Origin of the sequence: Kluyvera sp. NPDC087067 (assembly GCF_044745165.1) — a bacterium.
In the GTDB taxonomy this organism is placed as follows: domain Bacteria; phylum Pseudomonadota; class Gammaproteobacteria; order Enterobacterales; family Enterobacteriaceae; genus Kluyvera.
The window spans coordinates 262,106-275,078 of record NZ_JBIUZS010000004.1 but is presented as its reverse complement, the minus strand read 5'-3'; the positions used below and the strand labels follow the sequence as shown (position 1 = coordinate 275,078).

General features: G+C 54.2%; 13 protein-coding genes and 1 tRNA gene. 11 read left to right on the top strand and 3 right to left on the bottom strand.

From position 1 onward, the window contains the following. Positions 1 to 288: 288 nt before the first annotated feature. Positions 289 to 365: transfer RNA gene (locus ACIPDS_RS12885), tRNA-Arg, on the bottom strand. 246 nt (positions 366 to 611) lie between these two features. Between ACIPDS_RS12885 and folD the strand changes: the two genes are divergently transcribed. The 6 genes from folD (at position 612) to ACIPDS_RS12855 (ending at position 5,674) form a co-directional block, all read left to right on the top strand. After that, positions 612 to 1,478: a bifunctional methylenetetrahydrofolate dehydrogenase/methenyltetrahydrofolate cyclohydrolase FolD gene (gene folD, locus ACIPDS_RS12880; RefSeq protein ID WP_400736232.1), complete on the top strand. Its 867-nt coding sequence runs from the start codon at positions 612 to 614 to the stop codon at positions 1,476 to 1,478. 1 nt (position 1,479) lies between these two features. After that, positions 1,480 to 1,692: a ribosome-associated protein YbcJ gene (gene ybcJ / locus ACIPDS_RS12875; RefSeq protein WP_400736229.1), complete on the top strand. Its 213-nt coding sequence runs from the start codon at positions 1,480 to 1,482 to the stop codon at positions 1,690 to 1,692. Between the two features lie 130 nt (positions 1,693 to 1,822). Further along, positions 1,823 to 2,344, top strand: coding sequence for a metal-dependent hydrolase (locus tag ACIPDS_RS12870; RefSeq protein WP_400736226.1), 522 nt, complete (start codon positions 1,823 to 1,825; stop codon positions 2,342 to 2,344). Between the two features lie 283 nt (positions 2,345 to 2,627). Beyond that, positions 2,628 to 3,461 (top strand): xanthosine phosphorylase, encoded by an 834-nt coding sequence (gene xapA / locus ACIPDS_RS12865; protein WP_400736223.1) that lies wholly within the window; start codon positions 2,628 to 2,630, stop codon positions 3,459 to 3,461. A 48-nt stretch (positions 3,462 to 3,509) separates the two neighbouring features. After that, positions 3,510 to 4,715 (top strand): MFS transporter TsgA, encoded by a 1,206-nt coding sequence (gene tsgA, locus ACIPDS_RS12860; protein WP_400736220.1) that lies wholly within the window; start codon positions 3,510 to 3,512, stop codon positions 4,713 to 4,715. Between the two features lie 23 nt (positions 4,716 to 4,738). Then, a complete protein-coding gene (locus ACIPDS_RS12855; protein WP_400736217.1) occupies positions 4,739 to 5,674 on the top strand; it encodes a LysR family transcriptional regulator in 936 nt (311 codons plus the stop codon). A 124-nt stretch (positions 5,675 to 5,798) separates the two neighbouring features. On the opposite strand, the gene cysS is transcribed toward ACIPDS_RS12855, so the two are convergent. Continuing rightward, positions 5,799 to 7,184 carry a cysteine--tRNA ligase gene (gene cysS, locus ACIPDS_RS12850; protein WP_166514754.1) on the bottom strand — a complete coding sequence of 462 codons (1,386 nt, stop codon included), beginning with the start codon at positions 7,182 to 7,184 and terminating at the stop codon, positions 5,799 to 5,801. Positions 7,185 to 7,369: 185 nt separating this feature from the next. Between cysS and ppiB the strand changes: the two genes are divergently transcribed. From ppiB to mnmH, 5 genes are all read left to right on the top strand, one after another. After that, positions 7,370 to 7,864: a peptidylprolyl isomerase B gene (ppiB, locus tag ACIPDS_RS12845; protein ID WP_166514753.1), complete on the top strand. Its 495-nt coding sequence runs from the start codon at positions 7,370 to 7,372 to the stop codon at positions 7,862 to 7,864. Between the two features lie 3 nt (positions 7,865 to 7,867). Next, on the top strand, positions 7,868 to 8,590 hold the full coding sequence (gene lpxH / locus ACIPDS_RS12840; protein ID WP_400736213.1) for a UDP-2,3-diacylglucosamine diphosphatase: 723 nt from the start codon (positions 7,868 to 7,870) through the stop codon (positions 8,588 to 8,590). A gap of 118 nt (positions 8,591 to 8,708) precedes the next feature. Next, positions 8,709 to 9,218 (top strand): 5-(carboxyamino)imidazole ribonucleotide mutase, encoded by a 510-nt coding sequence (gene purE, locus ACIPDS_RS12835; protein ID WP_400736210.1) that lies wholly within the window; start codon positions 8,709 to 8,711, stop codon positions 9,216 to 9,218. Beyond that, complete coding sequence (purK, locus tag ACIPDS_RS12830; RefSeq protein WP_166514750.1) at positions 9,215 to 10,282, top strand: 5-(carboxyamino)imidazole ribonucleotide synthase; 1,068 nt, start codon at positions 9,215 to 9,217, stop codon at positions 10,280 to 10,282. Before purE ends, purK begins: the two co-directional genes overlap by 4 nt. Positions 10,283 to 10,390: 108 nt before the next feature. Then, positions 10,391 to 11,479: a tRNA 2-selenouridine(34) synthase MnmH gene (gene mnmH, locus ACIPDS_RS12825; protein ID WP_400736205.1), complete on the top strand. Its 1,089-nt coding sequence runs from the start codon at positions 10,391 to 10,393 to the stop codon at positions 11,477 to 11,479. Between the two features lie 137 nt (positions 11,480 to 11,616). On the opposite strand, the gene ACIPDS_RS12820 is transcribed toward mnmH, so the two are convergent. After that, positions 11,617 to 12,759, bottom strand: coding sequence for a porin (locus ACIPDS_RS12820; RefSeq protein WP_166514748.1), 1,143 nt, complete (start codon positions 12,757 to 12,759; stop codon positions 11,617 to 11,619). Positions 12,760 to 12,973 lie beyond the last annotated feature (214 nt).

The following is a 12,973-nucleotide window of genomic DNA, read 5'->3' as shown; positions in this document are numbered from 1 at the left end:
CTGAAAGAAGTGTTCTGATTAAATGTCACTTGATAGTAGATATAATTAATTCTAATGGGTAATTAATTGGATCTGACTTTTTTAAAAAATTCAGTTGCATTGTTATGGCAAAGAATATACGACATCATATAATCTGTGGCTGCCAATGTTCTTCAACTAAGATGTACAGTGCTAACATTAGCTTTACCTATGCGTTCCTGTTCTTCTCATCTACTACCTATATCAAAGCCTTTCAGACCTTGCCGAGCGGAACACTTTTGAGTTATTACATGACTCTTTGAGTTGAAATGGTGCGCCCTGCAGGATTCGAACCTGCGGCCCACGACTTAGAAGGTCGTTGCTCTATCCAACTGAGCTAAGGGCGCACTGGGGAACTTCTTGATGGAGTGAAGCGCGTGGAATTATACGGTCACAGACAGTTGAGTCAATCCATTTCCATGCGAAACCTGCACTGAATGTGGAGATGGATAAACTAACGCCAACTATCGCTCAAGTCTTCAACAAAACGACTTTCCGGTGAAAACTCGCAAACGATAACTGACAGCGAGCCTCGCATCTGACAAAATATGTCCATCCCCCCTTCGTTAATGACAGATGGAATAATTTCCCTGATGGCAGCAAAGATTATTGACGGTAAAACGATTGCGCAGCAGGTGCGCTCTGAGGTTGCGGAAAAAGTTAAGGCTCGCATTATAGCCGGAAAACGCGCCCCTGGGCTGGCCGTTGTGTTGGTTGGCAGCAACCCCGCATCGCAAATTTATGTCGGCAGCAAGCGTAAAGCCTGCGAAGAGGTGGGCTTTATCTCCCGCTCCTACGATCTGCCGGAAACCACCAGCGAAGCTGAACTGCTGACGCTGATTGATACTCTGAATGCCGACACCACTATCGATGGCATCCTGGTGCAGCTTCCGCTGCCTGCGGGTATTGATAACGTGAAAGTTCTGGAACGTATCGACCCGGACAAAGATGTTGATGGTTTCCATCCGTATAACGTGGGTCGTCTGTGCCAGCGCGCGCCGCGCCTGCGCCCATGCACCCCGCGCGGTATTGTGACGCTGCTTGAGCGCTATAACATCGACACCTATGGTCTGAACGCCGTGGTAATTGGCGCGTCCAACATCGTGGGTCGTCCAATGAGCATGGAGCTGCTGTTGGCTGGCTGCACTACCACCGTGACCCATCGCTTTACCAAAAACCTGCGCCACCACGTCGAAAACGCCGATCTGTTGATCGTGGCAGTTGGCAAACCTGGCTTTATTCCGGGTGAGTGGATCAAAGAAGGCGCCATCGTGATTGATGTCGGGATCAATCGCCTTGAAAGCGGTAAAGTAGTCGGCGATGTGGTGTTTGAAGATGCCGCCGCGCGCGCGTCTTACATCACCCCGGTACCGGGCGGCGTTGGTCCAATGACCGTCGCAACCTTGATTGAAAACACCTTACAGGCGTGTGAAGAGTATCACGACGTGGAGAAGGCATAAGATGGCAACATTTTCTTTAGGTAAGCATCCGCATGTGGAACTCTGTGACTTACTAAAACTGGAAGGCTGGAGCGAAAGCGGCGCACAGGCGAAACTCGCCATTGCCGACGGTCTGGTCAAAGTTGACGGTGTGGTAGAAACCCGCAAACGCTGCAAAATCGTTGCAGGCCAAACCGTGAATTTTGAAGGCCATAGCATCACCGTAACGGCGTAAGCCCCACCGGTCACCCGGCAACGCACCGCGATGCCGGGTTCATTTTTGTGCAATTTCAGAATTACGCCCTGCTGCATAAAATGCCTCAAGCAGCGATACTCTGTACTCCTTTGGCTGAAACGGATTACAGATGCCAACCATCATCACTCACGCCGCCGTCCCGATTTGTCTGGGTTTAGGTCTTGGCACTCGCGTTATTCCACCACGCTTGCTTTTTAGCGGCATCGTCCTTGCAATGCTGCCCGACGCCGACGTGCTGGCGTTTAAGTTCGGCATTGCCTACGGCAACGTATTTGGCCATCGCGGCTTTACCCATTCGCTGCTGTTCGCTTTTCTGGTTCCTCTACTCTGCGTAGTGATAGGCCGACGATGGTTTCACGCAGGGCTTGTCCGCTGCTGGCTGTTTTTGACGGTGTCACTGCTTTCACACAGTTTGCTGGATTCAGTCACGACAGGCGGTAAAGGCGTCGGCTGGCTGTGGCCGTGGTCGGATGAACGCTTTTTCGCCCCGTGGCAGGTGATTAAAGTGGCCCCCTTTACGCTTTCTCGCTATACCACGCCGTATGGGCATCAGGTGATTTTGTCGGAGCTGATGTGGGTATGGCTACCGGGTGTAGTAGTGATGGCATGCCTGTGGTGGCGTCGGCGGTGAGTCTGGGGGGCCGGGGCGGGCGACCTTTTTACGCCGTCATCCGGCGCTCCCAAAAATGATACTACGGGCAAAGTGAAGCCCATCACAAATCATCACACCCGGCGCCCCGCTTTCGCAACGCTAAAACGTATAGCCGATACGTAATTCATTGATTAATAAAACCCTAAAATCATCGTCGTTGTAATCAATACGATAATCATATCAATAACAGCATTTATCGAATTGGATTGGCAATCAACGGTTCCCCAGAATAGCGCGAAACATCCCTGATTCTGGAGTTCCTATGTCACCGTCAATCCTCAACAATGCCCCTTATGAAGCCGTCGACATCCTTCGTGCTGCCAAACCTGGGTTTACTCCGCGTATCGCCCTTATCCTCGGCTCAGGCCTCGGTGCGCTGGCTGACCGCATGGACAATAAAACCACGCTCTCCTATGAGGAACTTCCGGGCTTCCCGGTTAGCACCGTCATTGGCCATGCGGGAGAAATTGTCATGGGGACGCTGCACGGCGTACCGCTTATCTGCATGAAGGGGCGCGGTCATTTCTATGAAGGTTTAGGCATGGGCATCATGACCCAGGCGGTGCGCACCTTTAAGCTGCTGGGCTGCGAGTTTATGTTCTGCACGAATGCTGCCGGTTCGCTTAATCCCGCCATTCCAGCCGGCAGCCTCGTCGCCTTAAACGACCACATCAATACCATGCCCTCCACGCCGATGGTTGGCCCCAATGATGACCGCTTCGGCCCGCGCTTCTTCAGCCTGGCAAACGCCTACGATAAGGATTTGCGCACCCAGCTTCATCAGACGGCCAAAAGCCTTGAAATTCCCCTTCACGAGGGCGTTTTCGTCTCTTATCCTGGCCCGAATTTCGAAACCGCCGCTGAGATCCGCATGATGCAGCGTATGGGCGGCGATGTGGTCGGTATGTCGGTCGTCCCGGAAGTGATTGCCGCGCGCCACTGTGGGCTGAAGGTGCTAGCGGTTTCCGCCATCACCAATATGGCAGAAGGGCTGAGCGATGTAGAACTCTCGCACGAGCAGACGCTGAAGTGCGCAGCCATGGTGACCGACGACTTTATCCGTCTGATTGGCCAGTTCATAAAACAGTTAGCCTAATCCTCGAATGTTCGGCGGGCAGCCTCCTGCCCGCCTGGAGAGATATTTATGTCAGACACCTCATTTTCTCGTGCGAATTTAAATGCCGTCTCGTATCTGAGCTATTACTTTGTCGGCGCGCTTGTTTCTACGCTGGGCATCGTGCTCGGCCCGTTGTGCGCGGCATTCCATAAAGATCCAAGCTTTATCGGTCAGGTCTTTACGCTGATGAATATCGGCATGTTTATCCCGATTATGCTGGGCGGTATCCTGATGCGTAAATGGGGGCTGCAAAAGCCGCTGGTCATTGCAGCGGCAGTGACCGTCCTCATTAGCGCCATTCTTTTTGTTTCCCCTACCCTGACCCTGTTCAGCTTTGCGGTCGCTGGTATCGGCGCCTGTGGAGGGATTTTCATGACCATCGGGAGCTATCTGGTCGTGCGCATTAATCCCGATGAAAAGAGCCGTTCCTCAAGCCTGATTTTTACCGACTTCTTTTTCAGTCTTGCTGGCGCAACGCTCTCCTTCCTGCTCGCCTGGCTATTCCGCATGGGGGCAAGCTGGGTTGCGATGTACGGGATCATGGGAGGATTGGGCGCACTCATGCTGGCGCTGACGGCCCGCTGCCGCTTTCCAACCACCGAGGCGGCTGCGCCAGAACAGCGCAGCGTAACCGCCGCACGGGAGCCGTGGGGGCCATCAATTTATTTGATCTGCTTTGCGCTGTTTGCCTTCTTACTGGCTGAACCTATCTTCACCATGTGGACGCCAGGCTATCTGCAATTCCGCTTTCATCTCCAGCCACAGGACGCGGCGCTGTATACCACCGTCTACTGGGTGGCTAAAGCGATTGGTCTGTTCCTTAATCAGTTCACCGTGAAGTGGATGAAGCTACGCACCTTCCTGCTCGGCTGCACCTGCATCGGTCTGGCGGCCATTACGCTGATTGCCAACAGCGGTAATACCACGCTGATTCTGCTGGCCTGCGGGGTGTTCGGTTTCTTCAACTCCGGGCTGTTCTCAGGGCTGATGAGTTACGGCTCGCTGCAGGTGAATCAGAGTTCACCGACGCTTATCTCCGCCCTGCTCACCTGTGGCACCGTCGGTACACTGCTGTTTGCCAGCGTCTCTTCCCTGGTCAACGGCCACTTCGGCCTGCACGGCGCGCTCAATACCGCGACGATAGCCTATACGATACTGTTAGTGGTGCTGGCTGTTGCTATCGTTTGTAGCCGCGCAGAACGTCTGCACACCACCGCGCAGGCGGTTGTTTGACAACAAAAAAGGAGGGAGGCATCATGGCCCTCCCTCCTTTTTTTCCCGAACAGTCAATGAACGATGCCTTGACCAATAATCGTATTAACATCCGCGCTCTACGTTATTTTCAGGCTCTTGCCGAAGAATTACATTTTGGGCGAGCTGCCGCGCGGCTGAACATCTCCCAGCCACCGTTAAGCATGCAGATCAAAGAGCTGGAAGAGACGCTGGAAACCAGACTGTTCGAACGAACCAGTCGTAAGGTTGCGTTGACTCGTGCAGGTCAGGTGTTAAAAACTGAGGTGGACCGAATCCTCAACGCCACGGAGCAGTCACTTAACTACGTGCGTCAAATTGGCCGCAGCGAAAACCAGCACATCAGCATCGGCATTGTCGGCAGCGCACTGTGGGGGACGCTACTGACCCGGCTCAAAAAATTCAAAGCCACGCATCCCGACGTTGACTGGAGCCTGCATGAGCTGTCACAGCATCAGCAAATCGACGCCCTGCGCGCTCGCACCATTGATATCGCCATTAACCGCAACGTCCTGCCTTATGCGCAAGCCCATATTCGCAACCAGCTCATCTCCCATGAATCCGTCGCACTTGCCGTACCGGACACCGATCCGCTGGCCCAGCTGAAAGTTGTACCGTTAAGCGAACTCGCCACAAGGCCGCTTATCTCGCTGTCTTTCCAGCAAAGCGATTTTGCGCGTCAGCTTTATGACCGCTGTGCGGAAGCCGGATTTTACCCGCTCATCGCACATCAGGTGAATGAACCGCAAACGGCGCTGGCGCTGGTGAGCGCGGGAATGGGCGTGTCGTTGTTGCCGGAGACCTGCGGGCTTATCCACTGGCCAGGCGTGCGTTTTTTACCGCTGGAGGAAGCCGTACCGGCGGATCTTTATGCCTTGTGGTATGACGAACCGCTAACTGAGCTGATGACGGCGTTTGTGGCGGGGTTACAGGGGCATTAACACGAAGGGAGCCCCGGAGTCGGCGCTACATTTCGATGTAGGCCGGATAAGGCGAAGCCGCCATCCGGCACTACCGGGTAAATTGCCGGATGGCGGCTTCGCCTTATCCGGCCTACGTGCAGAGTTACTTACGACGCCAGGTAGTACCCTGCGGGCCATCTTCCAGCACGATATTCATGGCGTTAAGACGATCGCGCGCGGCGTCGGCTGCCGCCCAGTCTTTGGCTTTACGTGCATCAAGACGCTGCTGGATCAGCGCTTCAATTTCTGCGACTTCACCATCATCTGCCTGCGCGCCGCTTTGCAGAAATGCTTCCGGCTCCTGTTCCAGCAAGCCCAGCACTGAAGCAAGCTTACGCATGTGTGACGCCAGCGCATTAGCGGCGTGCGCATCTTCCGTTTTCAGGCGGTTCACTTCGCGGGCCATATCGAACAGTACCGAATAGGCTTCCGGGGTGTTGAAATCGTCGTCCATTGCTTCAATGAAGCGCGCTTCAAACGCTTCGCCACCCGCCGCCGCCACGGATTTATCGGTGCCACGCAGCGCGGTATACAGACGTTCAAGGGCCGAACGGGCCTGCTTTAAGTTTTCTTCACTGTAGTTCAGCTGGCTACGATAATGGCCGGACATCAGGAAGTAACGGATGGTTTCCGCATCGTAATATTTCAGCACATCACGTACGGTAAAGAAGTTGCCCAGCGATTTAGACATTTTCTCACGGTCAACCATCACCATGCCGGAGTGCATCCAGTAATTCACGTATTCGCCGTCGTGCGCACAGGTCGACTGCGCAATTTCGTTTTCATGGTGCGGGAACATCAAATCGGAACCGCCGCCGTGAATATCAAAATGGTTACCCAGCTGTTTGCAGTTCATGGCGGAACATTCAATGTGCCAGCCCGGACGGCCTGCACCCCACGGGGATGGCCAGCTTGGTTCACCCTCTTTGGACATTTTCCACAGCACAAAGTCCATCGGGTTACGTTTAACGTCAACAACGTCTACGCGCGCACCCGCCTGTAGCTGGTCCAGATCCTGACGTGACAGCTTGCCGTAATCAGCATCGGTTGGCACGTCGAACATCACGTCACCGTTGTCCGCCACGTAGGCGTGGCCTTTGGCGATGAGCTGCTCGGTGATTTCAATGATTTCAGGAATATGGTGGGTTGCACGCGGCTCCTGATCCGGACGCAGAATATTCAGCGCGTCGAAATCGTTGTGCATTTCAACGATCATGCGGTCAACCAGCGCCACGAAGCTCTCGCCGTTCTCATTGGCACGTTTGATGATTTTGTCGTCAATGTCGGTAATGTTACGCACATATTTCAGCTTATAGCCAAGAAAACGCAGGTAACGTGCGACGACATCAAAAGAGACAAACGTACGACCATGGCCGATGTGACAGAGATCGTAAACGGTGATACCACACACGTACATACCGACTTCACCGGCGTGAATAGGCTTAAATTCCTCTTTTTGGCGCGTCATTGTGTTGAAGATTTTTAGCATCGAGAATTCCATGTTTACGTGTGTGAACCGGGCTTTCGCCTGAAACGGCATATTCTACCCGTAATTCAACCCGGAAGCAGCACACAATGCAAGGTGATCGATGTGCACGGTTATGCTATAACAAGCACCTATATGCCGCTTAACTGCGGGCTAAAGCACCATACTAAACGGAACAGGATGCAGAAATGGTTACTTTCCACACTAATCACGGCGATATCGTCATCAAAACGTTCGACGACAAAGCGCCGGAAACAGTCAAAAACTTCCTGGACTACTGCCGCGAAGGTTTCTACAACAACACGATTTTCCACCGTGTTATTAATGGCTTTATGATTCAGGGCGGCGGTTTCGAGCCTGGCATGCAGCAGAAAGAAACCAAAGAAGCCATCAAAAACGAAGCGAACAACGGTCTGAAAAACACCCGTGGTACGCTGGCAATGGCGCGTACCCAGGCTCCACACTCAGCGACTGCGCAGTTCTTCATCAACGTTGCGGACAACGATTTCCTGAACTTCTCCGGTGAAAACCTGCAGGGTTGGGGCTATTGCGTATTCGCAGAAGTGGTTGAAGGCATGGACGTTGTTGATAAGATCAAAGGCGTGTCTACCGGTCGTAGCGGCATGCACCAGGACGTACCAAAAGAAGACGTTATCATTACTAGCGTGACCGTCAGCGAGTAATTGGTGGCGACACTTTTTATTGCAGACCTGCATCTGCAAACCCAGGAACCGGCGATTACCGCCGGTTTTCTGCGTTTTTTACACGGTGAAGCGCGCAGCGCCGATGCGCTGTACATCTTAGGCGACCTGTTTGAAGCCTGGATTGGCGACGACGATCCTAATCCGTTGCACCGTGAAATTGCCCGTGCGATAAAATCCCTGACTGATTCCGGCGTCCCCTGCTACTTCATTCATGGCAACCGGGATTTCCTTATTGGTCGCCGTTTCGCGCACGAAAGCGGCATGCAGTTGCTCCCTGAAGAGAAAGTGCTCGACCTCTACGGCCGCCGGGTGCTGATTATGCACGGCGACACGCTGTGTACCGACGACCCGGGCTATCTGGCGTTTCGCGCCAAAGTTCACACCCCGTGGATCCAGAAACTGTTCCTCGCCTTACCGCTGTTTATCCGCCGCCGCATTGCGCAAAGAATGCGCGACGACAGCAAGGCCGCGAACAGCAGCAAGTCGATGGAGATTATGGATGTCAACGCGCGGGCCGTGGTTGAGATCATGGAAAAGCATCAGGTGCAGTGGCTTATTCATGGGCATACCCATCGCCCGGATATCCATACCCTGACTGCCAACGGCGAAATCGCTCATCGTGTCGTGTTGGGTGCCTGGCACACGCAAGGCTCTATGGTGAAAGTCAGCGCCGACGACGTCGAGCTTATCCCCTTCCCGTTTTAATTTTTCCATCTGATTCCCCCTCAACCTGCTTACGCAACCGTTTTCCTTGCCCATTTTCCGTGGTATTCTCTGTGGCCTCTAAGTCGTGTGCAGCACACCCACAGGAGTTTTCAGACGCATGTCTTCGCGCAATAATCCGGTACGTATCGCCATCGTGATGGGGTCCAAAAGCGACTGGGCTACCATGCAGTTCACCACAGAAATCCTCGATATTCTGAATGTTCCTCACCACGTTGAAGTGGTTTCCGCCCACCGCACCCCCGATAAACTGTTTAGCTTCGCCGAAGCGGCAGAAGAGAACGGTTATCAGGTGATTATTGCCGGTGCCGGCGGTGCTGCGCATTTACCCGGAATGATTGCCGCCAAAACGCTGGTGCCCGTGCTGGGCGTGCCGGTACAAAGCGCGGCGTTAAGCGGCGTCGACAGTCTCTATTCTATTGTGCAGATGCCGCGCGGTATTCCCGTGGGCACGCTGGCAATTGGTAAAGCGGGAGCGGCCAACGCTGCCCTGCTCGCGGCGCAAATCCTGGCTCAGCATGATGCGGAACTGCATCAGCGTTTGCAGGCCTGGCGTAAAGCACAGACCGATGAGGTGCTGGATAACCCCGATCCGCGAGGTGCGGCATGAAACAGGTCTGCGTATTGGGCAACGGTCAATTAGGCCGTATGCTGCGCCAGGCGGGTGAACCGTTAGGAATTGCCGTCTGGCCCGTGGGTCTGGAAGCCGATCCGGCTGCTGTGCCCTTCCAGCAAAGCGTGATTACCGCCGAGATTGAACGCTGGCCGCAAACCGCGTTAACCCGCGAACTGGCGGAGCATAAGGCTTTCGTCAACCGTGACGTCTTCCCGATTATTGCTGACCGTCTGACGCAAAAGCAGCTTTTCGATAAGCTCGGCCTTGCCACCGCGCCGTGGCAGCTTCTGGCGAGCGTCGAGGAGTGGCCTGCGGTCTTTGACCGTCTGGGCGAGCTGGCTATCGTTAAGCGCCGTACCGGCGGCTACGATGGCCGCGGCCAGTGGCGTCTGCGCAAAGACGAAACCGCACAGCTGCCGGACGACTGCTACGGCGAGTGCATTGTCGAGCAAGGGATCAACTTTTCCGGTGAAGTCTCGCTGGTTGGCGCTCGCGCTCATGATGGCAGCACCGTATTTTATCCACTGACGCACAACCTGCATCAGGAAGGGATCCTGCGCATGAGCGTTGCCTTCCCACAGGCGGATGCAAAACAACAGGCGCAGGCCGAAACGATGCTTTCGGCAATTATGCAGGAGCTGGACTACGTTGGCGTGATGGCGATGGAGTGTTTTGTTACCCCCGCCGGGCTGCTGATTAACGAGCTGGCGCCGCGCGTACATAATAGCGGTCACTGGACGCAAAACGGGGCGTCAATCAGTCAGTTCGAGCTGCACTTACGTGCGATAACCGACCTGCCCCTGCCGCCGCCGGTGGTCAACAGTCCTTCGGTGATGATTAACCTGATCGGCACCGGGCTGAATTACGATTGGCTGAAGCTGCCGCTGGTGCATCTGCACTGGTACGACAAAGAGGTGCGTGACGGGCGTAAAGTTGGCCACCTGAACCTCAATGACAGCGATACCGGTCGCCTGAGCGCCACGCTGGAAGCGCTGGTTCCTCTCCTGCCCGCCGAATACGCCAGCGGCATTGCCTGGGCGCAAAGTCGTCTGAAATAGGCCTTTAGTGCCGGGGAGCAAACTTACGCTTCCCCGGCCCCCTCATCAAAGCGTAAAATCCTCTCTTAACCGCAACACTCCCCCGTTGGTATACAGAAGGATTTCCCCATGAATAATGGGACGGATTACTGCGCTATTCTGCGCGCAGAAACGCCCATCATTGACGTTCGCGCCCCCGTCGAATTTGCGCAAGGCGCGATGCCTGCCGCCGTCAATCTACCGCTGATGAACGACGATGAACGCGCCGCCGTGGGCACCTGCTACAAACGTGAGGGCGCCGATGCCGCGCTGGCGCTGGGGCATAAACTGGTCGCTGGAGAAACGCGTCAAAAGCGCATTGAGGCATGGCTTGCCGCCTGCGCTAAAGCGCCACAAGGCTACTTATGCTGCGCACGCGGCGGGCAGCGTTCACATATCGCCCAAAGCTGGGTTAAAGAACAGGGTATTGATTATCCGCTGATTGTCGGCGGCTACAAGGCGCTGCGTCAGGCGGCGATTCAGGCCACCGAGACGCTGGTGCGCCATCCGATCGTGCTGATAGGCGGCTGCACCGGCAACGGCAAAACGCCGCTGGTGCGCGAACAACCGTTAGGGATCGATCTCGAAGGGCTTGCCCACCACCGAGGGTCGTCGTTTGGCCGCACGCTAACGCCTCAGTTTTCTCAGGCGACCTTTGAGAATCATCTGGCGACCGCGCTGCTTAAAGCCGCATATCAGCAGGACAACGTTCGCTGGGTGCTGGAAGATGAAGGCCATATGATCGGCGCGAACCATCTGCCGGAATGCCTGCGCGATCGTATGGCGCAGTCGCCGATCGCGGTGGTTGAAGATCCGTTCGAACTGCGTATAGAGCGCCTGCGTGAAGAGTATTTCGCGCGCATGCATCATGACTTTATCGCCGCCTATGGCGAAGAACAGGGCTGGCAGGAGTACAGCGAATATCTGCATCATGGGCTGTTTGCGATCCGCCGCCGTTTAGGGCTCCAGCGCTTTGCAGAATTGACCGCCGCGCTCGATCTGGCGCTCGCAGAGCAGCAACGCAGTGGCTCCACCGAAGCGCATTTTGCCTGGCTGGTACCGCTGTTAAACGACTATTACGATCCGATGTACTGTTATCAGTTAGAGAAAAAAGCGGACAAGATTGTGTTTCGCGGGACGTCGGAAGCGGTCATAGAATGGTTGGCGGCAAGTCTGTGAATGACCCAAAACAGTAGCCCGGCCAAAGGCAGTGCGCCGATCCCGGGGTCGGCTAAACGCCTCGCCCGGGCTACAGGATAACGTAGCCCGGCCGAACGCAGTGACGCCGGGAATGCCCCAGCGTCACTTTTAGACGATTAGAAATCGTAACGCAGACGGACCAGGTTCATATCACCCAGGTCGTCGGTGCTGGAGGTAAAGACGTGTTCGTAATCAACACGGAAACCATAATCCAGCTGGAAGCTAATACCCACACCGTTGTCGATGCGCTGGTAGTTGCGACCATTCACGTATTCAATACGGTCACCCATGAAGTATGGCTGAACAGATTTAAGCGCATACTGGCCAACCGGGATTTTGTAACCCGCGAAGTATTCCACACCCCAGGCATCACCCGCGAAATAGTCGTTAACAGACGATTTCTTGGTGGTCATGAAGTTCTGATACCAGCCGCCGCCAACAGAGAAGGTCCAGTTGTCAGGCGTCCAGCTTAATGCGGTACCAACGATATTTTGATCGTAGGATTTGCTGTCATTGTTGTAGGTGGTGTTCATTTCAGCACGGGTATAGTTCCATGCAGTACCCCAGGTGAGGTCGTCGGTGATATGGTAATCCACACCCAATGAACCGCCGCCTTTACGTTTGTAAAGCAGGCCGTTGTTTTTGTTTAAGTCATCGTTGAACAGATAAGATGCGTAGAGATCGACATCGCCAACGGTTTTCTTATATTTCAAAGATTTACGGGTACGATAAGAACCATCGTAGTCGCCGTTAATACCGTTACCTGGAGCCTGGGCAATCATGTCATAGTCCCAGATATCGGTTTTCGCGCCCACCACATCGTAGTAGATGCTGTTTTGTTGACCGAAGGTCAGCGTACCCCAGGTATCGCTCTTCAGACCGGTGTAAAGCATACGACGAGTGGTGTCGTTAGCACCTTCAGCGTAGTGGTTATCCCAGTCAAATACCGCAGGGATGTTCACGCCGAGTTCGTAGTAGCTCACCCAGCTAATATCATCGAACAGGTAATAGTCTGCTGCGAAACGGAAACGAGTACCGCCGTCAAAACCGTTACGTTTGTAACCGTTTTTGCCGTCATTACCGTTCATGTTCTGGAACTGTGGACGAATACTGCCGCCCACGGTGAAGTTCAGACGACTTAGTGGATTGCCAGCCTGAGGATCCTGCTTAAGCAGGGTAATTTCAGCCTGGGATGCAAAAGACGTCAAAGCCACTGCAGCACCGATCGATAACGCCAGTGCTTTCATTTTTATAGTCATTATTTTTCCTTGATAGATTGTAAGCCAACTATCTGGCGCACAAATATTATCGTTTATTAATAAATTACACCTCGCTGATTTTTAATAAAACGTGCGCTTTAGGTTTCCAGATTTACCCAATGGTGCCATAAAAGCGGCAAAACGATGAAAAGATAGGCAATTTGCGAGGGTGAGGAGAATTGCGTTATCCGGTCGAATGCAGTGACGTCGGGGA